This window comes from Paenibacillus sp. SSG-1 (genome assembly GCF_002224835.1).
In the GTDB taxonomy this organism is placed as follows: domain Bacteria; phylum Bacillota; class Bacilli; order Paenibacillales; family Paenibacillaceae; genus Paenibacillus_AQ; species Paenibacillus_AQ favisporus.
In genome coordinates this window covers 4,901,787-4,927,486 of record NZ_MBRK01000001.1, presented here as the reverse complement: position 1 = coordinate 4,927,486, position 25,700 = coordinate 4,901,787, and the positions used below count along the sequence as shown (strand labels likewise).

Genomic DNA, 25,700 nt, shown 5'->3' with positions numbered 1-25,700 from the left:
CAAAAATGAACTTATGTTATATAAAAATAAGAATAATTAGCACTCATTATGTTTGAGTGCTAAGATACTATGTTCGTTGAGGGGAGTATGCTAGATGGCCATGAAAGAGTTTAAAGCCGAGTCGAAACGACTGCTTGAAATGATGATCAACTCCATTTATACGCAGCGGGAGATCTTTTTGCGCGAACTCATCTCCAACGCCAGCGACGCTATCGATAAAATCTATTATAAAGCGCTAACAGACGACCAGCTGGTTTTCAATAAAGACGATTATTACATCCGGATCACCCCGGATAAAGAAGCCAGAACGCTGAAGATTTCCGATACGGGCATCGGGATGACGCAGGAGGAGCTGGAGAACAATCTGGGCGTCATCGCGAAGAGCGGGTCGCTGGCCTTCAAGAACGAGAACGAAGCCAAGGACGGCCACAACATTATCGGCCAGTTCGGGGTCGGCTTCTATTCGGCCTTCATGGTGGCGGACCGGGTGACGGTCATCACCAAGGCGCTTGGCTCCGATACGGCGTACAAGTGGGAGTCTGCGGGAGCGGACGGATATACGATCGAGCCTGCGGCGAAGGATACCGTGGGTACGGAAATTGTGTTGAAAATCAAAGAAAACACGGAAGAAGACAATTACGATGAATTTCTGGAGGATTACCGCCTCCGGACGATCATCAAGAAGTACTCGGATTTCATCCGGTACCCGATCAAGATGGACGTCACCGGGCATCGGCCGAAAGAGGGCGCGGACGGCGAGTTCGAGGAATACAGCGAAGAGCAGACCGTGAACAGCATGGTTCCGATCTGGCGCAAGAACAAGGGCGAGCTGACCGAAGAGGATTACGTCAACTTTTACAACGAGAAGCGCTACGGGTTTGACAAGCCGCTGACGCATGTGCACATCAAGGCGGACGGCGCCGTTGTGTACAACGCGATCCTGTTCATTCCGGAGCACACCCCGTTCGATTATTATACCAAGGAATACGAGAAGGGGCTTGAGCTTTACTCAAACGGCGTCCTTATCATGGAAAAATGCGGCGACCTGCTCCCGGATTACTTCAGCTTCGTCAAAGGGATGGTCGATTCCGAAGACCTGTCGCTGAACATTTCCCGAGAAATGCTGCAGCATGACCGTCAGCTGACGCTGATCGCGAAAAATATCAAGAGCAAGATCAAGAGCCAGCTGCAGACGCTGCTCAAGGATGAGCGCGAGAAATATGAGAAGTTCTATGAGGCGTTCGGCAGACAGCTGAAGTTCGGCGTGTACAACAACTACGGCGCGGATAAGGACGTGCTGCAGGATCTGCTGCTGTTCACCTCTTCCAAGGAAAAGAAGCTGGTGACGCTGGACGAATACGTATCCGGAATGCCGGAGGATCAGAAATATATTTACTACGCCGCCGGCGAATCGGTGGAGCGGCTTGAGAAGCTGCCGCAGACGGAAATGGTGGCCGATAAGGGCTACGAAATTTTGTACTTCACCGACGATATCGACGAATTTGCCATCAAGATGCTGATGAAGTACAAGGACAAGGAATTCAAATCGGTATCAAGCGGCGATCTCGGTATCGAGACGGAAGCGGACAAGAAGGATGAAGCGGCGGAGACGGAGAGCAAGGAGCTCTTCGAGGAGATGAAGAACATACTCTCCGGCAAGGTGAAGGACGTCAAGGCTTCCAAACGGCTGAAGTCCCACCCGGTCTGCCTCTCCACGGAAGGCGACTTGTCGATCGAAATGGAGAAGGTGCTCAAAGCGATGCCGAGCGGCCAGGATATCCAGGCCGACAAGGTGCTGGAGATCAACATACACCACGAGGTGTTCCAGTCCCTGAAGGATGCTTATGACAAGGACCGCGAGAAGCTGGGCCTGTACACGAACCTGCTGTACAACCAGGCGCTGCTGATCGAAGGGCTGCCGATCCAGGATCCGGTCGAATTTACGAACGATATCTGCAAAATTATGGTGTAAGCCAAGCTCCTCCCGACCTGCGGCAGAATGCCTGACAGGCGGTACAACCCGGCCTGCCGGAGTTTTGACCTCCGGGCCGGGTTCCTTTTTTTGCCGGAGGGCGGGCTGCGAAGCGAACATCGTGTATAATGGTAGAAGGGCGCAGAGTGATGCCTTAACTGGTCATGCTGCGCATGCTTAATAACGAAGAAGAGGTGTACATGTTGGAAGACCCTACGTTACAACTGGAACAAACAAACATACAGCACGCCATCATCGGCGAACCCATGACCAGCTTGTCCGAGATTTTGCTGAGCCTGACCAAGACGAGGCTGTCCGCGCTGGCTTCCGTCCACAGCATCACAGGTCGTTCCAAGATGAAGAAAGAAGAGCTTGCCGAAGCGCTGTCGGATTACGTCACGAATACGGAGCATTTGTCCTCCATGCTGCTCCAGATGGATGGTGCCGAATGGAGCCTGTTTGAGACGCTCCTTCAGGAGTCTTCCGTTCAAGATAATACGATTCCATACGGGGATTATGCCTTTTTGCTGGATCGCGGGCTCGTATTCAGCTTTTTCTCGGAAGGTCAGCTGCACCTGATCATGCCGGAAGAAATCAGGGACGCCATCCGCAAGGCTGATCTGCCTGCTTTGAAACAGCAGCACGGCCAGCACCAGCTGGCTTATCAATATATTGTTGCCGCATCCCATTTGTACGGAGCGGTCAAGGTGGACAAGCTTCTTGAGATCTACAACGCCCAGAATGAACAGGCGCTGAGTGCGGAGAAGCTTCTGAACGAAGTGAACGAGGCGATCGGCCGGGGCGAGAACCTGCTCCTTCACAGCGGATACATCGTGAACAGCTATCTGCTCCACGACCTGGACGAGCAGAAGATCAACGACTGGATCGCGAAGGTCGAAGGGAAACCGTATTACGTTCCCGAGCAGGAGGAGCTGCTCCGATATGCGGACGAGACGTATTTTGAAATGACGCCGCAGCTGTCCGCGCTGCAGCAGTACGTGCTGCGGGAGCTGTGCAAGGACCAGGAGACGGTGGAATACCTGATCGACGATCTCCAGCTGGCGTGCGCCAAAGGTTCGTCGATTCAGGATCTGATCTACGAATTCGAGAGCCGCAAGATCAATTTCAAAAACCCGCTTCAGGCCCAGCAGACGATTCAGCTGCTGACCGAAGTCTATAACCATACCCGGATGTGGGCTAATAACGGCTTTACCCTGGTGGAGCTTCAGGCCATTGCCGATGGCGTTAAGCCGGAGCTGGTGAAGTTGGTGAACATTTCCGCAGCGGATACCGTGCCGAAGGTGGGACGCAACGAGCCGTGCCCTTGCGGCAGCGGGCTGAAGTACAAGAAGTGCCACGGAAAATAACGCTTATCGCTCTATTTATCCTATATAGATCATCAACTATAAGAGCGGCAGTCCGGACATGAACGTCATGTCCCGGGCTGCCGTTTTTGCGTTTCCCTCTTTTTATATGATCCAGCGCCTATGGATTGATTCCGAACCGTCCCATCCGATAGAATAAAATGAATAAAGAAAGCGCTTACCTCATGTCGAAAAAAATTGGCGACTACCATGGCCCCTTTGATCCGTTATCGTGATTCCATGGCAAACAACCCGTTGTAAAGGAGTGATTGGCATTGCGGAACAGCTGGTACCGCCGAATGCTGCTTTCGTATTTCCCCATTTTTTTGATCACTGTAACGATTCTTGTGTTCCTGTCTTTCCTCGTCGTCAATGAAATTTCCCAGAAGGAGACGGTTAAGGCGGATCAGATTTCTACGGGATATATCGTGGACACGGTCCAGATGGCCCTCAAGGAAATCGAAATGAACGCACTGGATGAGGTGGAGCGGAACAGCCGCTACAACGATTTTCTTCAGGCGGACGGTCCGCATGAGCGGGATGCGGTATATGCGGTCGTGGATAGCCTGCGAACCCTGGCTGCCAAAGACGAGCTCGTGGATTCTGTGTATGTGTACCGCAGCGGCGATCGGCAGACGCTCACAACGAGCGGTCTCCTGGAGTGGGACGAGTTTGCCGACAGGCCGTTTGTCGAGTTGGCGCTGGGCCAGCCGGCATACCAGGGCTGGTCCCCGATCCGCGACTATCATGAAATGGGGAGCGATGCGAAGCGGCGGGTCATCTCTATGTACAAACGGGCCCCGCTTCCGTTCGGTACGCAGGGCTTTGTCGTCATTAACGTCAACATGTATGCGCTGGAGCAGAAAATCCGGACCATGAAAGATACCGATGTATCCTTCCTTCAAATCCGCGACCGGGAAGGAAATTTGATCTTCTCGACGCGTCCGTCCGAACCGGGAGACGCAGAGGCTGCAGAAGGCCGCATTCTGAACCGTATTCCGTTCCAAGCCACCGGCTGGACGTTTGAGAGCGGGATTGCAGACGGCCAGCTGTTTATGTGGGTGTCGGTCGTTTCGTACATCTGGATCGTCATCGGCGTGGGCACCGTGCTGGCAGCCGTCGCCTACTTACTGTATATCACCAAGCGCAATTATAAACCGATCCGCGCCATGATGCACCGGATCGAAGCGGTCCGTGACCGGATGGATCCTCCGGGCGGCGCCAAGAGCGACGAGCTGCTTCTGATCGACCGGGCATTGGAAAATTTAATCCGGCAGACCGCCGACTACGAGAAGCAGCAGCAGGAGAACATGCTGATCGCCAGAAGGCAGCTGTTCATCGACCTCGTTCAGGGGGAACGCCTTGGTGATGCAGGCGAGCGTCTGGACCGATTGAAACCGCTGCCGGTACAGGTCACGGGGCCGTATCTGCTGGTCCTCGTAGAAATACTGGAATTTCCGCGTTTTCAGCAGGGCTTTTCGGTTCAGGACCAGAGCACGCTCAAGTTTGCGCTGACCAATGTGCTGCAGGAAATGGCCCGCGACGAAGGCTTGCACGGCTGGGGGGAATGGACGGAAGCGAACCGGATGGGCCTGCTGCTCGGTGTGAGCCCGGATGTGACGGAAGAAGAGACGCAGGAGAGGATTCGAAGGCTGTCGGAGCGGGGCATCGCCTGGACCCATGACCATTTGGGCTTGTCCCTGATGGTCAGCGTCGGACCGCGTTCGGACTCATGGGAAGAAGTGTCCGCCTCGTATCAGGCCGCGGCCAGGGCGCTGCAGCATAAGCTGTCGCTTGGCCAGAGGGCATTTATTCTCAGCGAGGACATGCCGGCTAACGCGGCGACCAGAACATATACCCACCTGCAGGGCATCGCCGAGTTCGTGAAGCAGTTCCGGCTGTCCGACGGCGATTGGCGGAGCCGTCTTGAGCGGATTTTTGACGACCTGAAAGCCGATGCCTTGAAGGATGAGGATATCCGCATGCTGCTGCTGACGATGATGGAAATGCTGGCGCGGGAGGTCGGGGACCTTTCCGAACAGCTGCAGTCCTGTTTTACGGGCGAGCGGGCCGGATCTTGGCGCCGGGCTGTTGAGGAGACGACGTCGCTGGACAAGCTGCGATCGTTGTTTACGGAGCAGCTGGCAGAGATTTACCGTACGTTCGTAGCCGTCAGCGAAACGAAAAGCCACCGGGCGATGATCGTGGAGATGAAGGCGTACATCGAAGAGAATTTTGCCGATCCGGATCTGTCACTGAAGCATCTGAGCGACCGCTTTCAGATCTCGGGCAAATACGCGAGTTACCTGTTCAAGGAAGAGTTCAACATGAAGTTCGTCGATTTCATGGTCCAGCTGCGGATGGCCAAAGCAGAGCGGCTGCTGCTGGAAACCGACGACACCGTCCAGCACATTGCGCTTCAGGTCGGCTACGCCAATTCCATTACCTTCGGCCGGACGTTCAAGCGGGAGGTGGGGGTGACCCCGGGCGATTACCGCAAATTAAAGGCGAAGTCGCAGCGTGACGTTCCGATTTAAGGAACGCGTTCGAGGGCAGATGCAGGAGCCGTAAGCAGTCCACCAAGCCTTGCAGCTCCTGGCCTGAGCGGTGTTTTGAAAATAGTTTATTGCCGGAAAACGGTTTGCTCTTCAGGGTGTTATGGGTTTTCCGCCTCTACGCCCAAACGGTTTATCGATCCGAAACTGGTTTATTGTCCAGCCGCCGCATCCCGTGACATACTGTGGGCATTCCCGCTGATGCGGTAACCGGCCCGATTGAAAGCGTAAACAATAATCCGCTTGCCATTCAGCGGAGCCGGCATGAAAAAGATGAAGGGATGATACGAATGGTTGGGAACAGGAACACAAGATCTTTGGCAAAATCGGTTCGCTTCATGTCAGCCGTGCTGGTCGCGGGCAGTATGCTGTTGTCTGCATGTTCGCCCAAATCGGAACAGGCCGCTTCGGAAGGATCCGGATCAGGATCCGGGTCCTCAGGCAAACAGGTGACCCTGTCGGTGGAGGTGTTCGACCGCGGCAATTCGCCTTCGGGGTATACCATCAAAGATAATTATTGGACCCGCTGGGTTCAGGAAAAGTTCGGCACCCCTAATCAGATTCAGATGAATTACGTTCCCGTCCCGCGTTCGGAGGAAGTCGAGAAGCTGAACGTGCTGATGGCAAGCGGCGGAGATGTGCCGGACATCGTGTTCACGTATGATTCCAGCACCTTTTACCGATATGCGCTGCAGGGCGGGCTGACGGACTTGACGGAGCTGATCGATCAGTACGGGCCGAACCTGAAAAAGTTTCTTGGCGACGAGGTGCTGAACTATGGAAAGGTGGATGGGAAGCTGTACGCCGTTCCGGCCAAACGGTCGAACCTCGGCAAGTATTCCTCGTTTATCCGCAAGGACTGGCTCGACAAGCTGAGCCTGCCTGTGCCGCAGACGACGGACGAATTGTACTTGGCGCTGAAAGCTTTTAAGGAAAAGGATCCGGGCGGAACCGGGGGCAAAGTGATCCCGCTCGGCATGACGATCGCTCCGGCGCAGTACGAACCGCTGATCTGGTCTTTCATCAAGGAGACGACGGAGGAGCAGAAATATACGCTGACCCAGCAGCTCGGATCCCGTGATTATCCGATCCTGCTTCCCGGCTTCAAGGATGCGCTCCGGTTCATGAACAAGCTGTACAACGAGGGATTGATGAGCCGGGACTTCGGGCTGGACGAGGACAAAAAGAAGATGAGCGAGGATATCTCCACCGGAAAGGTTGGCTTCTTCAGCGAGGACGACACAAATATTTACTATGCTGACGGTACCTATGAGACGCTGCAGTCCAATGTCAAGGGTGCGGAACTCCAGGCGGTGGATGTATACACGAATGAAAAAGGCGAGCATGCCAAGCCGGAATACGCGCCGGTGGGCTTGTACGTTATGATCCCCAAATCCAGCAAGCATGCGGCAGAAGCGGTGAAATACCTGGACTGGATGGCATCGGGCGACGTGCTCTTCAACATGCAGACAGGGGTCGAGGGCGAGAACTATACGATGAAGGACGGCATCCCGGTGGCGCTGGAAAATCCGACGGAGGAAGCGAAGAACCGGATGTTCAACGCCGGCGATATGACCCTCATTACCAACGGTCAGCAGCTGGGAAGCCCTGAGAAGAACAAGGAGGCCAAAGCGCTCCAGTTTCCGCCGAAGTATCAGGACGGTGCCCGGGAAGCCTTGAAGATTTCCAACTCAGATACGGTACCGCCGGTACTGATGGATCGTCCGATTGAAGCCCAGGCCAAATACGGCAATACGCTGCTCGACAAGTTCAACGAAATGATCGTCAAGACGACGACGGCAAAACCGGAGCAGTTCGAAGCGGTGTACGATTCCCTCATGAAGGATTATATGGCCAGCGGCGGTCAGGCCGTTCTGGATGAGCGGACCAAAGTGTACGGCGAAATGAAGTCGAAATAAACCGTGCGGTTAGGCCCGTCAACAGAGGAGGCAAGGCTTGTGAAAATGACGCGTTATTTGGGCAGATATTGGCAGCTGTATGCGCTTCTGCTTCTGCCGCTGGCTTATTTTATTATCTTCCGGTATGGACCGATGTATGGCATTCAGATCGCTTTCAAAGACTTCAATCTGTTTCAAGGCATTAACGGCAGCGAATGGATCGGACTGGACGCTTTCAAGGAAGTGTTCGGCATGCGGGACTTTTACAAAACGCTGCGCAACACCTTGATGCTGAATTTTCTCGATTTGCTCGTTTCGTTCCCGGCTCCGCTGATCCTGGCGATTATGCTGTATGAGCTGCGGAGCGCGTGGTTCAGGAAGCTGTCCCAAACGATCCTCTACATTCCCCATTTCATTTCCTGGGTGATCATCGGGGGCATCGTGTACCAGGTATTCGGCACGCAGTCCGGCATGATCAACAATGTCATTACGGCCTTTGGTTTTCCGGAGGTTCCCTTTTTAACGGATAAAAATACCTGGCTGATCACCTATCTGCTGGTCGGGGTATGGCAGAGCGCGGGCTGGGGAACGATCATCTATCTGGCGGCATTGACCGGCATTAACAAAGAGCTGTTCGAAGCGGCGGAAGTGGACGGGGCTACACGGATGAGGCGCATCTGGCACATTACGCTCCCCGGCATCAAGCCGACGATCGTGACCCTGCTGATCATCAACCTGGGCCACATGATCTCGATCGGCTTCGAGCGCCCGTACATTATCGGCAACACGATGGTACGCGATTATTCCGACGTGCTCAGCACGTTCGTGTACCGGATCGGCCTCGAATCGGGACAGTATACGCTTGCCACCGTTGTCGGCCTGTTCCAGGCGGTGGTGGGGCTGGTATTCGTCCTCGGGGCGAACTTTGTTTCGAGGAAGCTGACCGATGAAGGCATTTTGTAGCGCGGCAGGAGCATTTTTACGAGAAAGGAGTGAACGAAGATGAGATCGCAAACGTCCGGCAGGGGATTCGATATCGTCAATGCGGTGCTGCTCGGCATCGTCGTGGTGGTCTGCCTGGCCCCGTTCCTTCATATTTTGGCTATATCCCTCAGTTCGAGCCGCCCGGTTCTCTCCGGAGAGGTGAGCCTGCTCCCGGTAGAGCTGAATTGGGGGGCTTACCGGCAGGTGTTCAGCGACTTGTCGATGATCCGATCGCTTGGCTTTACGGTGCTGCTCACCGTGATGCATACCGTCATGTGCATGCTGATGACCGTTGCGGCGGGATATCCCCTCACCCAGAAAAAGCTGAAAGGCCGCAGACTGATCATGTTTTTGATCGTGGTGACGATGTTCTTCAGCGGCGGCATCATCCCGGAATACATTCTGGTCCGCAGCCTCCATCTGATCGATACGATGTGGGCGCTGATTTTGCCCGGGCTGATCAACCCTTTTTACCTGATCATCCTGATCTCGTTCTTCAACAACATCCCGGATAGCCTGGAGGAATCGGCCGAACTGGACGGAAGCAGCCACTTCCGGACGCTCATCAGCATTATTCTGCCGCTGTCGATGCCGGTCATCGCCACACTCAGCTTGTTCTATGCGGTGGGCCGGTGGAACGGGTTTACGGATACGCTGCTGTACATTACCAGCCCTGAACTCTATCCGATGCAGCTGAAGCTGTATCAGCTGATCCAAAACAACATGGTGTCCGACCTGATGCAGATGGAGGGCGCAATGGTGAGTCCGATGCAGCCGGAGAGCCTGAAGGCGGGGAGCGTTATTTTTGCCACCGTTCCGATTCTGCTCGTTTATCCTTGGCTGCAGCGGTATTTCGTGAACGGGGTCATGATCGGCGCGGTTAAGGGGTAGGCGAATGGGAGGGAAAATAAATTTATCGGCTGTAAGGATCAGTTGTACCGGTTTTTCGGCAAAAGGATATAAGGCTTGGTTTGAGTTTGAGATTGAGTGAGCGATGCCCTTCGAGGGGCGGAACGCTTTTAATCGAATACAAGGAGGCGGCTTGATGGTTCTGGACAAAGGGGAGTATTCCTTTTCAACCTGCTGGAATATTAAACGCCACGCTGTGGGAAGCGATATGATCGAGGAAATCCGGGGGCTGGGCTTTAAGCGCGTGGAGCTCAACTATAACGTCACCCGGGAAATGCTGACCACAATCGAACCGATGATTGAGCGCGGCGAAATCGCTATTTCCAGCGTGCATAATACGTTCCCATTGATTGACGATCCCGATTACGGCACCGATTCGGTGCTGCTCGGATTTGACGATGAAGGTAAGCGGAAGCGGGCGGTCGATCTGCTGGTGCAGTCGGCGGAATATGCCGCCCGTTACGGAGCGGCAGCCGTGGTCGTCCACCCGGGAGAGGTACCGTTTGAGGCCAATATCGATCAGGAGCTGAAGGCGCTCTACAAGGAGCACGGCCCCGATTCGCCGGCATACCGCAGCCTGTGGGAAGAGATGCTGGAGCGGCGGGATTCGCTGAGCGGGCATTATGCGGAGCGGATCGCGCACAGCCTGGTAGACGCCTGCGGGCGGATCGCAGCCAAGGGATGGGACGTAACGATCGGCATCGAGACCCGGTCGCGGTGCTACCAGATGCCGACACTGAGGGAAGCGCGCGGCATCATTGACCGCCTTCAAGGCGCTAAGATCGGTCTGTGGTACGACTTCGGCCACGGCATGATGATGGAGCGGATGGGTCTGTACGACAACGCGGAGGATATGAGCCTGATCATGGACCATATCGCCGGGATTCATATCCACGAGAGCGTAGGCTTGTCCGACCATTGGTGCCCCTATGTCCACAGCGGCGACGTGGTTTATTTCGACCGGTTTTTGCCGGTGATCGAAGCCGCGCCTGTGAAGGTCTACGAGCTGAAATCAGCCTGTACGCCGGAGGAGATCGACCGCAGCCATGGGCTGCTGACGGCCAAGCTGGAGCGTCTGCGGGCAGCAGGCGGCCGGACCGGGACGGGACACATTCCGGTTAACGAAAGTGGTGTGGAGTAAGGATACGGTGGCATGATGAACCCGAAAGCGAGTGAATAAAGCATGTATGAACAATTGGTTGCCATAAACGACCGATGCGTGGAGGAAAGCCTAAGCCGCCAAGTGCTGGACGAGGGCAGCCGTTATCATGGAGGCGTCACGGACCCGGTCAACGGCATCGCCTGGGCCAGCCATGGCGGCACGCCGATGATCATGGCGCTCTGGGCCGCGGCATTGATCAATCCCGATTCGCGTTATTATCATAACGAAGAGCTGCTCAGTCGGCTGGAGTACGGAGCCGAATTCATATTGAGATTTCAGCATGCGGACGGCTCCATCTCCCCGGGCTGGACGAATATGCACTCCCCGCCGGATACGGCGTTCGTGGCAGGCGGTCTCGCCCAGGTGCACGAGCTGCTCGTGGCCCATCTCGAGGGCTGGGAGCAGCTGGAGAAAGCCGCCGGCCTGATCCGGTTGTTCCTTACCCGGACCGCCCCTGTACTGCTGACAGGCGGCTGCCATACCCCCAACCACCGGTGGGTGCTCACGGCCGCCCTCGGCTTTTTGTACCGGCTCACCGGCAAGGAGGAACTGAAGGACAGGGCCGAGGCCTGGCTGGCTGAAGGGATGGACTGCACGGAGGACGGGGAATGGACCGAGCGGAGCAACGGAATCTATAACGGGGTCAGCGACATCGTGCTGTATTATGCCGCGGAACAGCTGAACCGGCCGGAGCTGCTGGAGCCGGTCCGCCGAAACCTGAGGGTGATGGCTTACCTGATCCATCCGGACGGCGAGGTGGTCACCGATTATTCCGGCCGCCAGGATTACGGGGTGAGGCATGACCTATCCGGCTATTTTCTAATCAGCCGACTGATGGAGCATATGGACCGGGATCCGCTGTTTGCAGCGCTCGCCGATGCCGCCGGTCAGGCGATTGTCCATCCGGGCTGGCTGCCGAACAACGCGATGATCGGCTATCTGCGCTATCCGCAGCTCCGTGAGCGGCGGGTTCAGCCGTCTCCTCTTCCCGATCGCTACCGCGTGATGATCAACCGGCATTTTGACCGCGGGCAGTACCTCCGGCAGCTGGAAAGCGCGGGCCATTACGGCCGCATTTACCACAGCCGGCTGCACACCGACTTCGGCGCTCCGGTAGGGCGGCAGCGGGACGGTCAGACCAGCCTGACCGTCATGGCGGAGACGGACTCGTTCCTGTCCCTCCGGCATGGGGCTGTGCGGCTGCTGGGCGTCCGGCTGGCTTCCTCGTTCGAACCCGGCTACGTCAAAATGAACACGCTCGAGGAGCTGCCGGACGGATATCGGTTGGCCGGTGACGAGGCCAAAGGCTATTACGGACCGCTTCCCCGGACAGCACTGCCGCAGACCGCGGCAGGTGGCGGGACGAGCCCGTGGTACTTGCTGCCGCATCATTTGCGCGAGATGACGCATGAACAGCACCATCGCGCCGAAGCGGATCTGACCGCGGATGAAGAGGGGTTCCGGCTTCGCGTGCAGTGCCGGGAACCTGAAGGCATGATGACGCAGATATCCTTCGTCTTCGGCGGCGAAACGGCGTTCGCCGGGGAAGGATTGTTTCCCGCAGACGAGTCCGGCGGCGTGCTGTTCTGGAAGCAGGGCGGCGTCCGCTGCAGTGCCGGCACGGACTGGATCGAGATGGAGGGCGGGCAGCACGGACACTGGGCGAAGGCGCTGAACAACACCGGCTTTCCTGCCGGCTGCCGCACGCTGGTCGTCAATTTGATGACGCCGTATGACTGGACGTTCACTCTGCGGCTCTCCCCGAAGGAAGGCCGCTTGGGAGAAGTAGACTCGAAAGAGCCGGACTAAACGAATGAGAAAACTCCAAATTACAAAAAAAGGCTGTCCCCCCAGGTGAAGTCACCTGATAGGGCAGCCTTTTTTAGTACAAACCAAGCAAGTCTAGAAGCAAGGTACGCCTATTGAATTGGATATTCGCATGATCCTATCATTTACACCTCGCAGCCAATCGTATTGTCCTTCAGCAAATGCCCGTAATTGGCTTTGACGAACTCGAGAACCTTGTCGTAAATGATACGATGGCCGTCCTGGTTCGGATGGATGCCGTCGGAGCAGATGAATTGGGTAAAGTCCGGATGGGCGAGAAAAGCACCCCGCACGTCGATGTATTTGGTCTTGGTCAGCTCGGACACCTTGAGGATCGTCGAATTGTAACGCTCCTGCCACCAGTAGATTTTGGTGACGCTGCCGAGAAACTTCATGATGTTTCGCTCCGCTTCGGGGTTATCCTGGCTGACCCACTTGAAGTATTTATCCGCGTTGAGGGGAGGGAGGCTCATGAGAACCGGCGTAATCGACTGGCTTTTCAGAAAATTCACCGTATCCGTCAGCATCTTCTCAAACAGCGTAAAATCCGTCTTGGGACGATGCTCCGCGTCCGGATTGCTGGCAATTTCGCTCCAGTTAAAATCGCAATCGTTGCCGCCGTATTCTATCAGCACCATGCTGGGCTTGCCCTTCAGAATTTCTTTCTTCAGGCTGCCAATGCCCTTCATCAGTGTATTGCCGAATCTCGCCGTGTTTTTCACGGCTCCCTTTAGTTTGTCCTGAAGAAGGGATACGTAATTATCCTCAAGGATGACATATTTGCTGCGCGTTTCATCATACACGACCCCCTTGGAAATCGAGTCCCCGGAAACGATGTACGTGGCGTCCATTCCGGGCTGCAGTCTGCTGTCGCTCATTTCTTCACCTCTCCCTAACCGTTCAATTCCTTTTATTGTAATCCAGCGTTTCGCCAAGCGCAAATGATGTCGCTTTCACTTCTGAAGGGCGAATTGGTTTTGGTGGAAAATGGACAATATGGTACAGTTATAGGCAGAAAGGAGTGATTAAGCATGGCCGTATCCATTCAAATTCAGCAGACCCCGAACCCGCACTCGCTTAAAGTCAATGCGAGCCAGAGCCTGTTCGAAGGACCGAAAAGTACCTCACTGAAAAAAGGGGACGACACCGACCATCCGCTCGCCGGCGCGCTGCTCAGCATCGACGGGGTGGACAACATTTTTGGCATCGGGACGTTCGTCACCGTCAGCAAAATGCCGGATGCCGATTGGGAGAACATCGTTCCGAAAATCGAAGAGGCGTTTACCAACGTTTACGGGGAGTAGTGACAGAATAATAGCCACAGCCTCAGCACGTGCATGACATATAACCGAATGGCATGGCTATTCTTTATTCGATGGATGCCCTAACAGAATAGATCCAAATCCGGATGGAATGAAAAAAAGCTCCCGCCGTGCTCCTAACCTCTTTACACAGAGGGGGAGCGCGATACGGGAGCTTTTTGCTTATGGAAAAGTCGTCAATCCTGGCAGCCCGTTAATTTAACGCGCGGTCAGGCAAGAATTGTGGCTATGAATTCGTCTGCAGCACCTGATCGATGCGTACGGCTGCCTCCTGCGCCTTAAGGCACAGCTCGGCTGCTTTAAAGCAGTGTTCCTGGGTCATGGCATTCTCGGTCCGGTTCAGGCAGTCGAGAATGAGCTGGCCGAAGTAAGGGTACCCTACCTTGCCTTTGACTTCGAAGTGCTGCTCGCCGTCCCCGTTCACCAGGTAGACATGGTCGCCGCGCGGATCGCGGGCGATGTCGATGTATTTGCGCAGCTCAATATAGCCTTCGGTGCCGAGGATGATCGTCCGGCCGTCGCCCCAGGTGCCGAGACCGTCAGGCGTAAACCAGTCGACCCGGAAATACTGGGTGGCGCCATTGTCGCCTACCAGGGTCGCGTCGCCGAAATCCTCGAGCTCGGGATAGTCCGGATTGTTGTAATTCGCTACTTTGCTGTGCAGAACCTTGGCGTCCTTGCAGCCGGCATAGAACAGGAACTGTTCGATTTGGTGGCTCCCGATATCGCACAGAATGCCGCCGTATTTATCCTTCTCAAAAAACCAGTCCGGACGCGATGGCGCATTCAGCCGGTGCGGGCCGAAGCCGGTCACTTGGATGACACGGCCGATGGCTCCCTTTTGCACGAGCTGTCCGGCATAGACCGCTGACTCCACATGAAGCCGCTCGCTGTAATAGACAGCATATTTCTGGCCGGTTTCCTTCACCTTCCGGCGCGCCGCTTCCAGCTGGTCCAGCGAAGTGAACGGCGTTTTGTCCGTAAAATAGTCTTTTCCTGCGTCCATCACCTGCAGCCCAAGAGCACAGCGTTCGCTGGGCACCGCGGCTGCGGCCACCAATCGGACCTCCGGATCCCCGAGCACCTGCTCAAGGCTGTCCGCGATCTGAACCTGCGGGAACTTGTCGGCAAAAGCCTGGCTTCTCGCCGGCTCCGGATCGTAAACCCATTTCAGCGTCGCCCCGGCTTCGATCAGCCCGTTGCACATGCCATAAATATGCCCGTGGTCCAGAGCCGCCGCCGCAAACACAAACTCGCCCGGTTCAACAACATGGTTCGGCTTGCCTTCCGGCGCGTAGTTCATTCCGTCTTTATTTTGTGCGGTCATGAAGGTCACATCCTTTCGCGCATGAGCTGGGCGAATTCTTTCAGCAGCTCACGCGACGTGTATTGTTCGCTGAAATCCTCGATGCCCAAGTAGCCGTCATAGCCGACGGATTTCAGGTCATTGAGCAGTGAGGTGAAATCCACGATGCCTTCGCGCATCGGCGCCCATTTCGAACGCCATTTTACGGTTCCGTCTTCACGCGTTCCCTCGCGGACCCACTCGGCGTTTTTGATGTGAACGTGGGCGAGGTAGGGACCGAGAAGCTGAAGGCCCATCCGGGAATGCTCGAAGCCTTCGTGGATCATGTTGCCCGGATCGTACAGGACGCCGATATGGTCCGGGCTGCAGTGGCTGACCAGGCGGTGGGCGAGACCGGCGCTCGGCGCGATTGTGCCGTGATGGGTTTCGATGATGCCTTTGACGCCGTATTGCTGGGCCATATGCTCCGCTTCTTTTAAATAGCGGACTGTCTTGTCGTACAGCTCGTTATAGTCGGCGGATGCGTTGTAGCCGGCTACGCCGAGGCGGATCATTTTCGCCCCAAGCTGCTGGGCCGTCCGGAATACATGCTCCGTATCCTTCAGGTCCAGATGGTTCAGATAGGGAGTGATGCTGGCGACTTCAAGCCCCTGTGCAAGGGCCAGGTCTTTGAATTTCAGCATTTGGTCCGCGGGAAGGGAAGGGTCGATCGAGCACAAATTGTTGCTCCAGAACGACGGCTTCTCGCCTGCCGCGCCTGCGGGAACTTCCTTGAAGCGCCATTCCACGCCGTCCAGTCCGGCTTCCTTGGCGGCCAGTACAAGCTCTTCAGGGGTCAGATCCGGGGTGACGACGGTAAATACCGATAGTTTCATAGGGCGATTCTCCTCTTATCGAAAATGGGATATCTATCAGTGAGTTCCGGATACGTCCAGCACCTTACCGCCGGCGGTTTCCTTGCGGAACGTCGAGTTTTTGATCTTCTCCTGCAGCTTGTCATAGAACAGATCCTCGTCGAGCGGAAGGTCCACCCAATCGTCCGTCCAGGCGGACAGATGCATCGCGTTCGAAATCGTCAGGCCGCGGATGCCTTCTTCGCCCGGGGCGATCAGCTTCTCGCCATGCAGCAGGGCATTAGTGAAGTTCTGTAAAATTCCGTTATGCTGCGGACCGTGTCCCCCATGCACCGGAATGTCGCATTTCCAGCATTCCGGCTGGCCGAATCCGCCTGTATATTCCGCGTTGAACTGCGGCTCGGGCACGCGCAGGCGCCAGAAGGTGATTTTGTCGTCTTCGACGACGATTTTGCCGTTATCTCCGGAGAGCTCGAACCGGTTCGTTCCGGGTGCCTCGCCTACGGTGGTCACGAATACGCCGGTAGCTCCGTTTTCATATTCGACATAAGCGGTGACGTCATCTTCGACTTCAATATTGCGGTATTTACCAAAGTGGCAGAAAGCACGCACGCGCTTCGGCATCAGGCCGGTCGTCCACTGCCACAGGTCCAGCTGGTGCGGATCCTGGTTCAGCAGCACACCGCCGCCTTCGCCGGCCCAGGTGGCCCGCCATCCGCCGGAATTATAGTAGCTCTGCGAGCGGTACCAGTTGGTAATGATCCAGTTGGTCCGCTTGATGTTCCCCAATTCTCCGGACTGCACCAGGTCGCGCAGCTTGGTATACAGCGGGGAGGTCCGCTGGTTGTACATAATGCCGAACAGCTTGCCCGATTGGGAAGCGGCCTCGTTCATTTCGCGAACCGCCTTGGTGTAGACTCCGGCCGGTTTTTCGACGATGACGTGGTAACCGTTCTCAAAAGCCTGGATCGCCAATACCGGATGATCATAATGCGGAGCGGCGATCAGGACGGCATCCATCGCTTGCGAGGCGAAGAACGCCTCCGGCGTGTCGAATTTTTGAACCGATTCCGGCAGATGGGCCTGTGCCCACTCCAGACGGGCGGGGCTTGTATCGCATATCGCCGTCAGCTGCGCCCCCTTGATTTTATCCACCAAATTCAGTGCATGACTGCTTCCCATATTCCCGATGCCGATAATGCCGTATCGTACTTGCTCCATCTAAATGATCCCGCCTTCCCATGGATTATGATCAAAGTTTGCAGGCATGTAAGCCATTACATCTCCCTCAAGCTTAGCCCGAATGGCATGGGAAGCAAATGGCTAAGATTAAGAGGGTTTTGCACAAAATTAAGGTGTTTTCGTAAAATGGGAATGATACAATGGCATTACATTAGACGACTATTTTCTATATAAGGAGGGTCATTTATGGCACAGGCCATGCAGCTCGGCGCACGGCTGCCGGAAGGGCTTCGGGTACATATCAGTCACGTCCAGCTCAAAAGCGGCTTTCCCGACTGGAACCGGGCCGAAGTCGCCCCGAGCTTCCACCGGCTCTATTACATCACCCAAGGCGAAGGATCGGTCGTCATCAACGGCGTGACCTATTACCCCAAGCCGAACCAGCTGATGATCATGCCTGCGGGGACGAGCCAGACGACCTACACGTCCAAGGAAAATCCATACACGCGGTATTTCTGCCATTTTGACGCCCAGGTGGGGGAGTGGCCTTTGTTTCATGCAGACAGCAAGCTGTATATCAGCGATGTCGGCGACCCGGAGTTTATTCGAAGCACTTTTAACGAGATGATCGGCCAATTTCAGGCGGGAGGTCCTTTTGCGGCCTTGCGCATGCAGGCGGGTCTGCTGCACATGCTGGCCTGCTGCCTGGAAGAGGGGGGATACACCGACTATTGGATCGATTTCATGCACCATACGGAAGGGAACAAGCTGGGCGGCGTGCTGCAGTACATTCATGACCATCTTCATGAACCGATGGAAATCGAAAAGCTGGCCGAGATCGTCCATCTGCACCCAAACTACTTTATCCCTTATTTTAAAAAAGCGATGGGCTGCACACCGATGCATTACGTCCAGCGCAAGCGTATGGAGGAAGCCAGACGCCTGCTTTCATTTACGAATGCGCCCGTAGCGGACATTGCCGATCAGCTCGGAATGCAGCTGTCGCACTTTTCCCGGCAGTTCAAGGGGCATACCGGCATGTCGCCGACGGAGTATCGGGCGTGCACGCGGTAAGAATTATCCGATAGCAAGGAAAACCCGCCTGCACCTGCAGACGGGTTATTTTTTGCTCCGGTATACACGCTCCGGCCGTCCTACGACCCCATAGGACAGGTCGGCATAGACAATGCCGAACCCGACGAGATGCTCCAGATATCTCCGGCTGGTTGAGCGGCTGATGCCGATCCGTTTGGCCACTTGATGGGCGGTTAGCCCGTCGTTCACCGTCGAAATGGTTTGAACGACCTTTTCAAGCGTCAATTTATCGATGCCTTTGGGCAGGAAAACGTCGGCCGTATTCACAGGAAGCGGCTCCGCTTTGACGGGACCTGCCAGCAGGCGGTCCACGTCGCTCTGGCCAATGCTCCCAGCCGTATCCAGCCGGGATAACTCCCGTTGAAATGCCGCATAATGCAGCAGCGTTTCCTTCAGCCTGTCGAAGATGAGCGGCTTCATGAGGTAATCGAACGCCCCGCTGCGGATGGCTTCCCGGATCGGTTCGATTTCCCGGGCGGCGGTAATCATGATGACATCCGTGCTGCGGTAATGCTGGCGGATGAACAGCAGCAGATCCAGGCCATTGGCTTGAGGCAGGTAGATATCCAGAAGTACCAATTGGGGCTCCAGGATTTCCAGCTGCGATTTCGCCTGCATTTCATCCGTGGCGATGCCGACGACTTTAAATCCCGGCACTTGTTCTACGAATCGCCTGTTTATCTCTGCGATTTTGGTGTCATCCTCTACGATTAACACCTCAATCATTGGATTTACTTCGGACATTTCCATGAGGATGCTCCTTTCTGAATAGACCGGGTTGTTTGGGGATCGCCACCGTAAAGACCGTACCGCCCCCCGCCGTATTCCGATGGAACGTAATGTAACCGCTTAACTTATGGACCGCATGAACGACAAGGGCAAGCCCGATCCCGCGGTGTTCCCCCGGTTTGGTAGAGAAGCCCTTTTCATAGATCGTATCTCCGATGTCTTCCGGAATGCCGATTCCGTTATCCTCGCATTCGATGATCAGGTCCTCACCCAAATCGGTCAGGAACAGCGTGACTTCGCCTTTGGATTCGGAGAAGGTTTGCCGCGCAAGAACGGCTTCCATCGCGTTGTCGATCAAATTTCCGATAATGGTCACGAGCAGGCTGCGGTCCATATGGTCCGGGATGTCAGCGAACGTGCTCTCTGGATCGATCTCAAAGGAAAGCTTCAGCTCTTGGGCGTGATTGTACTTGCCGATCAGCAGCCCGCCGATGACCGGGTCCGGGATTTCCCTCATCACAAACTGAATCAAATGCTGATGGACGTTCACTTCGCGGTTGATCAGGTCTACCGCTTCCTGGTAAGACTCCAGCTGGATCAGGCCGGATATGACATAGAGCTTGTTGGAGTATTCGTGCGTCTGCGCCCGGAGCGACTCCGCAAAACGCTTGACCTGGGACAACTCTTCGGCCAGCCGATATAATTCCGGCTTGCTGCGGAAGCTGGAGACCGCTCCGGTTAATTGATTGTTCATATCCATGATAGGAAGCCTGTTCACGATCACTTCATGGTCGCCGATCAGCATCTCCCGGTCGAACTCGGCTTCGCCGCTCCGGACTACCTCGAGCAGCCGCGTGTTCGGAAGGACATCCTCAATATGTTTTCCCATGATCGCTTCATTCTCCGACAGATTCATCAGCTGAAGAGCGAAACGGTTAGCCATCGTAATGAAACCATCCCGGTTAATGGCGATAATTCCTTCGCGGATCGATTCGAGGACTGCCTTTTTCTCTGTATACAGCGCCCCGATTTCCTTGGGCTCAAGTCCATGGATGGAACGCCTGACGCTGCGTGCGATCAGTACGGCTCCGCTTGCCCCGACAGCCAGACCGATCAAGGAGACCAGCAATATTTCATTTTGGTATACATCGTTTATCCGGTCAATGTTGTCGGTCAGAAAACCGACAGACACGATGCCGATCACCGTCCCGTCATCCGCAATAACAGGAGCCTTCCCGCGAACGGAAGGCCCCATGGAACCGGTAGCCTTGGACACGATCGAATGCCCCGCAAGTACCGGACCGTTGTCGCCGCCGACCATCGATTTGCCGATCCGGTCCGGCAGGGGATGCGAATACCGGATGCCTTCGCGGTTCCCTACAACGATATACTGGGCGCCGGTTTTGATCCGGACGCTTTCCGAAATAGGCTGGATTGCGGCCGAAGGATCCGGCTCAGTAAAGGCTTTTCTAATCTCCGGCATGATCGCTAGAGTTTCAGCTACTTTTAAGGCGCGCTGACCGATCTGATCCTCAAAAATGTTTGTGATCACGACATAAAAAATACCGCTCAAGCTGAGGATGATAAAGGCAATCAGGGAACAGATGATCCAAATCAGTTTTGTCTGCAGCCGCATGTTGTACCGTGCGCCCCTCCGTTTTTTGCTTTTATTGTAGCATATAGGCCTTGAAAGGGCTTTCATTTTATCGTGAACAAAATGAACAAAATGCCCATAATCGTGTTTTTAGATCTTATGTGCTTAACATTTGCTAAAGCTGCCGCGGGTGATATGCTGGGAACCACAAAAAGAAAGCGCATACATTTCGATGACACCAAGTTGATAAGGCTTTAGATGAACTTTTCGAAAGGGGTATCCAGATGGATAAAAAAATGATGAGCAAAACCTGGAAAGTGATACCTGCGGCCATTCTGGCGCTTAGTTTGGCGGCTTGTGCCAACGGGGGAGCAGCAAAAGAGGGGACATCGGCCAAAAAATCCGATTATCCCGACAAAGCGTTAACGCTCGTGGCCCCATCGGGTGCGGGCGGGGGATGGGATATGACGGCCCGTACCATTGCGAAAGTATTGACCGAGACAAAGGCTGTCAGTAAAGCGATTACGGTTGAAAATAAACCCGGCGGAGGCGGCGCCGTGTTTATGGCCGAGTATGCGACCAAGGACAAGAAGGATGACTACAAATTGTTTGTCAACTCTCCGCCGATCCTGATCAACAATTTAAAAAAGGAGGGCAATTCGCCATATGGATATCAGGATACGACGCCGCTGGCTCAGCTGACGAAGGACTATGGCGCTATTGCCGTAGCGGCTGACTCGAAATACAACGATCTGAAGTCGCTGCTCGATGACTTGAAAGCCGATCCGACCAAGTTCACGATCGCGGGCGGATCGGCTCCCGGCTCTATGGATCATCTTGTATCCATTCTGCCGGCATTCAAGTACGGGATTGACCCCAAGAGCGTGAAGTACGTTTCTTACGACGGGGGCGGCGAAGCCATTACCGCACTGCTTGGCGGCAACGCCGATGTACTGGGTACCGATGCCTCGTCGCTTGACCAGTATTTAAAAGCCGGAAAAATCAAAGTGCTCGGCGTGGCCGCACCTGAACGTCTGGGAGGAAGCTTGAAAGACGTGCCGACGATGAAGGAGCAGGGAATTGACGCGGAATTCCTCATTTGGCGGGGGATATTCGGACCTAAGGAAATGAGCGCTGAAGCGAAGAGCTATTGGGATCAGGCCATCAAAAAAATGACCGAGACGAAAGAGTGGGCGGCCGAGATGACGGCGAACAACTGGGAAAGCGATTATAAGAACAGCGACGATTTCAAGGCTTTCCTGGCTCAACAAAATGATCAGCTGAAAGAAATGCTGACGGCACTCGGCATGCAGAAGTAACGGCTTAGGCCATGCAGGGGGAGGGAAAGGGATGGGGACTTCCCTTTTCCCTGTCTGAAGAGGAGGCGTGAAGACTATGAATCATTCATTTGACCGCTATGCCGGCATCGTATTTTGTGCGGTCGGCATCGCTTTTGTCATCGGAAGCACCAGCATATCGACAAGCGCTTATGGCAGCAACGTCGGCGCGAACATCTTTCCGTTGTTTCTCGGCGCATTTCTTTCGCTGATGAGCATCAGGCTGATATATGAAACCTTCCGCAGGCAGCAGAAACAGCAAAATCGGGAAAATCTCGATTACAAGCGTTTCGGTATTATTTTTACGGCCGCCGTGCTGTACGCCCTTTTCCTGGAGGATATCGGATTCGTTATTTCAACGTTCCTGTTCCTGATGATCGGCTTTCAAACGATGCAGCGGGGCCGGATCTGGATATCGGTCGTGATCTCCGCCTGCTTTTCTTACGGTGTGTATTATCTGTATGTCAACGTGCTGGATGGTACCCTGCCCGGTTTTCCATCTTGGTTAGTCTTATTCTAGGGGGTTAAACAATGAGCACAGTTGAATATTTGCTGCATGGACTTGGGACGGCAATGCAGTGGCATAATCTGGTCTTTGTATTTTTTGGCGTCTTGATCGGCACCGTCGTTGGCGTGCTGCCAGGCATTGGTCCGATGAGCGGCGTGGCGCTGCTGATTCCGATTACCGCAACCATGACATCAGGCCTGAGTCCGGAAGAAGCGGCTACAAGTTCCATTATTCTGCTGGCTGGCGTATATTACGGCGCCATGTACGGCGGCTCCACGACTTCCATTCTGCTCAATACGCCGGGCGAGTCCTCGTCTGTCGTCACGACTCTAGACGGATATCAAATGGCGAAGCAGGGACGGGCGGGTGCAGCGCTCGCGATATCGGCCATCGGTTCGTTTGCCGCAGGCATTATCTCTTTGGTTGGACTCATCTTCCTGGCCCGCCCATTATCGGCTGTTGCTATCAAATTTGGTCCCGCCGAATACTTTTCGCTGATGGTGCTTGGACTCCTTGCGATCAGCGGCCTGGCCGGCAAATCGATGGTCAAGGCGCTGATGATGACAGCACTCGGCCTGCTTCTGGCGACGATCGGGATCGACAACGTATCCGGCGTAGAGCGGTTTACCTTCGGGATTCCGGAGCTTTATCAGGGGCTGGAATTTTTGACGATCGCAGTCGGCATGTTCGCGGTAGGTGAAGTGTTCAAAACCATTTTGGAACGGGACCATAACGACGGAGAAATCGCAAAAATCAGTCGTATCCTGCCAACGAAGCAGGATATGAAGGACAGCGCCGCACCGATTGCGCGCGGTTCTATTCTTGGCTTCTTTATCGGTCTGCTGCCAGGAGCAGGAGCCATTCTCGCGTCCTTTTTTGCATATATTGTAGAAAAAAAGATCAGCAAGCATCCCGAGAAATTCGGGAAAGGCGCCATCGAAGGCGTAGCTTCGCCCGAATCGGCAAATAATGCGGCTTCCGGCGGGGCCATGATTCCACTGCTCAGTCTGGGGATTCCGTCTTCCGGTACGACGGCCATTTTGATGGGTGCCTTCATTATGTACAATGTGCAGCCGGGCCCATTGCTGTTTCAGGATCATCCCCAGCTGGCCTGGGGCGTTATAGCCAGCATGTTTGTCGGCAACCTGATGCTGCTGATTCTCAACATGCCGCTCGTCAAGCTGTTCGCCAAAGTGATCGAGACGCCTGCCAAGTACTTGATCCCTTTAATTATTGTCTTTTCGGTCTTCGGAGTGTACGCCGTTCAGTATTCAACGTTCGATCTTCTCTTAATTATGGGCTGCGGCGTGGTCGGTTATGTATTGTCCAAAAACGACTTTCCGCTCGCTCCCCTCGTTCTGGGACTTATTCTTGGACCCATGATGGAAAATAATATGAGGCGCGCGCTGACGATTTCCAACGGTGATTTTATGATCTTCCTCCAGAAGCCGGTCTCCCTTGTGTTTCTGATCATTGGACTGCTGTGGATTACGATTCCGTTAATCCTGAAGCTGAAAGGCAGGAGAGTTCTTGTTAATGAGGAAGGCTAGGAAAGGAAACGGCACTTATGGATATGGAGTGGTTACTTCTAGGTCTATTAAAAATTATCGTCATTAATATTGTGCTGAGCGGCGATAACGCTGTCGTTATCGCTCTCGCCTGCAAAAACCTGCCGCCCGAACAGAGGAAGAAGGCGGTCTTCTTCGGCAGCTTCGGAGCGATCGTGCTTCGCTTCGTACTTACCATTGCAGCCGTTTGGATGCTGCAGATACCTTTTGTTCAATTGGCAGGAGGCATCCTGCTGCTCTGGATTGCGCTTAAACTCATGCAGGGTGAAGCCGAAGGGGGGAAGCTTGAAGCAAGCACCCGCCTGGCAAAAGCCATTAAAACGATTATGATCGCTGATTTGGTGATGAGCCTTGATAATGTGGTGGCCGTGGCTGGAGCGGCGTCAGGAAATTATCTCTTAATTGCCCTTGGACTTGCAGTCAGCATTCCGTTGATTATTTGGGGCAGCAGACTGCTGATGACTCTAATGAGCCGTTTTCCGGTTATCGTTATTGTTGGCGTAGCTCTTCTCGGGTACACGTCGGGTGAAATGATCCTAAAAGAGGAGAGGCTGGCCAAAATCACGGATGCCTTGCCTCATGCGCTTCACACGATCATTCCACTGGTGCTCGCCGTTGGGATTGTCCTGGGAGGCAGACTGCTGCAGCATTACCGTCAGATGCATGAATCCCGGACCGACGCAGGTGCAAGTACCCCACAAAGATAAAGAACGGAGGTAAACACATGAGTGGTTTGGAGACCAAGGCGATTGTGGATATTAATCAGACGGCTAACCGGTTTACATCCAGTATCGTGCTTAAGGCCGGTGGCCGGGCGATCGATGCCAAGAGCATCCTCGGTTTGAGCTTTTCGCTGTTGAGCCGGGAACAGTATCAGCTTGAAATTTACGGTCCTGACGAAGCGGCAGCCACAACAGCGATGAAAGAGGCGTTTGTCAGGCACGGCCTTAGGGTTGAAATTTGACGGAGGAGAGTGGAAGGCATGGCTGTGCCTAAATCAGGGAGCACGAATATCATCGTCCGGGTGGAAATGGACAAGGCCTCGGCAGCGTTTGGAAGAATTGCCATGGCCATCGGGGATTCAGGAGGAGATATTGTAGCTATTGATGTCAGCGGTACCGGTAAAGTAACGACGATCCGGGACCTGACAGTTAACATTACGGACACGGGGGCGAAGGATTTAATTGTCCAGGTGCTGAATAAGCTGCCCGGCGTTAAGGTTTTGCAGGTTTCCGACCAGACCTTCCTGATGCATTTGGGAGGCAAAATCGAAGTGACGCCGAAAATGGCCATCAAATCCCGGGATGATCTGTCCCGTGTCTATACACCCGGCGTTGCCAGCGTATGTATGGCGATTCATGAGGACCCGTCCCGTGCCCATACCCTTACCATCAAACGCAACACGGTTGCGGTGGTATCGGACGGGAGCGCCGTGCTTGGACTCGGGAATATCGGCCCACTCGCCGCCATGCCCGTGATGGAGGGAAAAGCGATGCTGTTCAAGCAGCTCGCTGGCGTGGACGCCTTTCCCATC

At 54.8% G+C, this 25,700-nt stretch carries 22 protein-coding genes (1 of these 22 only partly in view); 16 read left to right on the top strand and 6 right to left on the bottom strand.

The genetic code is table 11. The features are described 5' to 3' along the window. The first annotated feature begins 94 nt into the window (after nt 1-94). The 8 genes from htpG to BCV73_RS22740 all read left to right on the top strand — a co-directional run bounded on the left by htpG (nt 95) and on the right by BCV73_RS22740 (nt 12,653). On the top strand, nt 95-1,972 hold the full coding sequence (gene htpG, locus BCV73_RS22775) for a molecular chaperone HtpG (protein WP_089548627.1): 1,878 nt from the start codon (nt 95-97) through the stop codon (nt 1,970-1,972). Nucleotides 1,973-2,136: 164 nt separating this feature from the next. Next, nucleotides 2,137-3,339 carry an SEC-C metal-binding domain-containing protein gene (locus BCV73_RS22770; protein WP_089548626.1) on the top strand — a complete coding sequence of 401 codons (1,203 nt, stop codon included), beginning with the start codon at nt 2,137-2,139 and terminating at the stop codon, nt 3,337-3,339. A gap of 272 nt (nt 3,340-3,611) precedes the next feature. Then, a complete protein-coding gene (locus BCV73_RS22765; protein ID WP_089548625.1) occupies nt 3,612-5,873 on the top strand; it encodes a helix-turn-helix domain-containing protein in 2,262 nt (753 codons plus the stop codon). Between the two features lie 308 nt (nt 5,874-6,181). Continuing rightward, on the top strand, nt 6,182-7,810 hold the full coding sequence (locus BCV73_RS22760; protein WP_089550365.1) for an extracellular solute-binding protein: 1,629 nt from the start codon (nt 6,182-6,184) through the stop codon (nt 7,808-7,810). A 45-nt stretch (nt 7,811-7,855) separates the two neighbouring features. Next, nucleotides 7,856-8,752 (top strand): ABC transporter permease, encoded by an 897-nt coding sequence (locus BCV73_RS22755; RefSeq protein ID WP_076175735.1) that lies wholly within the window; start codon nt 7,856-7,858, stop codon nt 8,750-8,752. Between the two features lie 39 nt (nt 8,753-8,791). Then, a complete protein-coding gene (locus BCV73_RS22750; protein ID WP_089548624.1) occupies nt 8,792-9,664 on the top strand; it encodes a carbohydrate ABC transporter permease in 873 nt (290 codons plus the stop codon). A 154-nt stretch (nt 9,665-9,818) separates the two neighbouring features. After that, complete coding sequence (locus tag BCV73_RS22745; RefSeq protein ID WP_179232047.1) at nt 9,819-10,823, top strand: sugar phosphate isomerase/epimerase family protein; 1,005 nt, start codon at nt 9,819-9,821, stop codon at nt 10,821-10,823. A 42-nt stretch (nt 10,824-10,865) separates the two neighbouring features. Further along, nucleotides 10,866-12,653: a hypothetical protein gene (locus BCV73_RS22740; protein WP_089548623.1), complete on the top strand. Its 1,788-nt coding sequence runs from the start codon at nt 10,866-10,868 to the stop codon at nt 12,651-12,653. 143 nt (nt 12,654-12,796) lie between these two features. Here BCV73_RS22740 and BCV73_RS22735 read toward each other — a convergent pair whose 3' ends face one another. Then, entirely contained in the window at nt 12,797-13,549 is a 753-nt protein-coding gene (locus BCV73_RS22735; protein ID WP_076175689.1) for an SGNH/GDSL hydrolase family protein, read from the bottom strand. Between the two features lie 153 nt (nt 13,550-13,702). On the opposite strand from BCV73_RS22735, the gene BCV73_RS22730 reads away from it, so the two are divergent. After that, entirely contained in the window at nt 13,703-13,975 is a 273-nt protein-coding gene (locus BCV73_RS22730) for a NifU N-terminal domain-containing protein (RefSeq protein WP_076175691.1), read from the top strand. A gap of 244 nt (nt 13,976-14,219) precedes the next feature. Here the strand turns inward: BCV73_RS22730 and BCV73_RS22725 are convergent, their stop codons facing one another. From BCV73_RS22725 to BCV73_RS22715, 3 genes are read right to left on the bottom strand one after another with little or no spacing between them, the layout of a single operon-like run. After that, the gene (locus BCV73_RS22725) at nt 14,220-15,320 is read right to left on the bottom strand and encodes a Gfo/Idh/MocA family protein (protein WP_089548622.1); all 1,101 of its coding nucleotides are present in this window, start codon (nt 15,318-15,320) and stop codon (nt 14,220-14,222) included. 5 nt (nt 15,321-15,325) lie between these two features. Next, complete coding sequence (locus BCV73_RS22720; protein ID WP_089548621.1) at nt 15,326-16,174, bottom strand: sugar phosphate isomerase/epimerase family protein; 849 nt, start codon at nt 16,172-16,174, stop codon at nt 15,326-15,328. Between the two features lie 36 nt (nt 16,175-16,210). Next, a complete protein-coding gene (locus tag BCV73_RS22715; RefSeq protein WP_089548620.1) occupies nt 16,211-17,374 on the bottom strand; it encodes a Gfo/Idh/MocA family protein in 1,164 nt (387 codons plus the stop codon). 207 nt (nt 17,375-17,581) lie between these two features. Here BCV73_RS22715 and BCV73_RS22710 point away from each other — a divergent pair, with 207 nt between their 5' ends. After that, on the top strand, nt 17,582-18,409 hold the full coding sequence (locus BCV73_RS22710; protein ID WP_089548619.1) for an AraC family transcriptional regulator: 828 nt from the start codon (nt 17,582-17,584) through the stop codon (nt 18,407-18,409). A 45-nt stretch (nt 18,410-18,454) separates the two neighbouring features. On the opposite strand, the gene BCV73_RS22705 is transcribed toward BCV73_RS22710, so the two are convergent. Together BCV73_RS22705 and BCV73_RS22700 are read right to left on the bottom strand one after the other, a co-directional pair. After that, on the bottom strand, nt 18,455-19,156 hold the full coding sequence (locus BCV73_RS22705; protein ID WP_411829700.1) for a response regulator: 702 nt from the start codon (nt 19,154-19,156) through the stop codon (nt 18,455-18,457). Then, complete coding sequence (locus BCV73_RS22700) at nt 19,149-20,795, bottom strand: ATP-binding protein (protein WP_089548618.1); 1,647 nt, start codon at nt 20,793-20,795, stop codon at nt 19,149-19,151. Before BCV73_RS22700 ends, BCV73_RS22705 begins: the two co-directional genes overlap by 8 nt. A 242-nt stretch (nt 20,796-21,037) precedes the next feature. On the opposite strand from BCV73_RS22700, the gene BCV73_RS22695 reads away from it, so the two are divergent. The 6 genes from BCV73_RS22695 to BCV73_RS22670 form a co-directional block, all read left to right on the top strand. After that, nucleotides 21,038-22,072: a tripartite tricarboxylate transporter substrate binding protein gene (locus BCV73_RS22695; protein ID WP_089548617.1), complete on the top strand. Its 1,035-nt coding sequence runs from the start codon at nt 21,038-21,040 to the stop codon at nt 22,070-22,072. A 76-nt stretch (nt 22,073-22,148) separates the two neighbouring features. Beyond that, nucleotides 22,149-22,610: a tripartite tricarboxylate transporter TctB family protein gene (locus tag BCV73_RS22690; protein ID WP_089548616.1), complete on the top strand. Its 462-nt coding sequence runs from the start codon at nt 22,149-22,151 to the stop codon at nt 22,608-22,610. A gap of 11 nt (nt 22,611-22,621) precedes the next feature. Then, the gene (locus tag BCV73_RS22685) at nt 22,622-24,148 is read left to right on the top strand and encodes a tripartite tricarboxylate transporter permease (protein ID WP_089548615.1); all 1,527 of its coding nucleotides are present in this window, start codon (nt 22,622-22,624) and stop codon (nt 24,146-24,148) included. A 23-nt stretch (nt 24,149-24,171) separates the two neighbouring features. Beyond that, a complete protein-coding gene (locus BCV73_RS22680) occupies nt 24,172-24,873 on the top strand; it encodes a TerC family protein (RefSeq protein WP_089550363.1) in 702 nt (233 codons plus the stop codon). A 17-nt stretch (nt 24,874-24,890) separates the two neighbouring features. Beyond that, on the top strand, nt 24,891-25,130 hold the full coding sequence (locus BCV73_RS22675; RefSeq protein ID WP_076175710.1) for an HPr family phosphocarrier protein: 240 nt from the start codon (nt 24,891-24,893) through the stop codon (nt 25,128-25,130). A gap of 18 nt (nt 25,131-25,148) precedes the next feature. Next, nucleotides 25,149-25,700, top strand: the beginning of a protein-coding gene (locus BCV73_RS22670) for an NAD-dependent malic enzyme (RefSeq protein ID WP_089548614.1). It continues 867 nt past the right edge of the window; the window shows 552 of its 1,419 coding nt (coding positions 1-552); the start codon lies at nt 25,149-25,151; its stop codon lies off the right edge, out of view.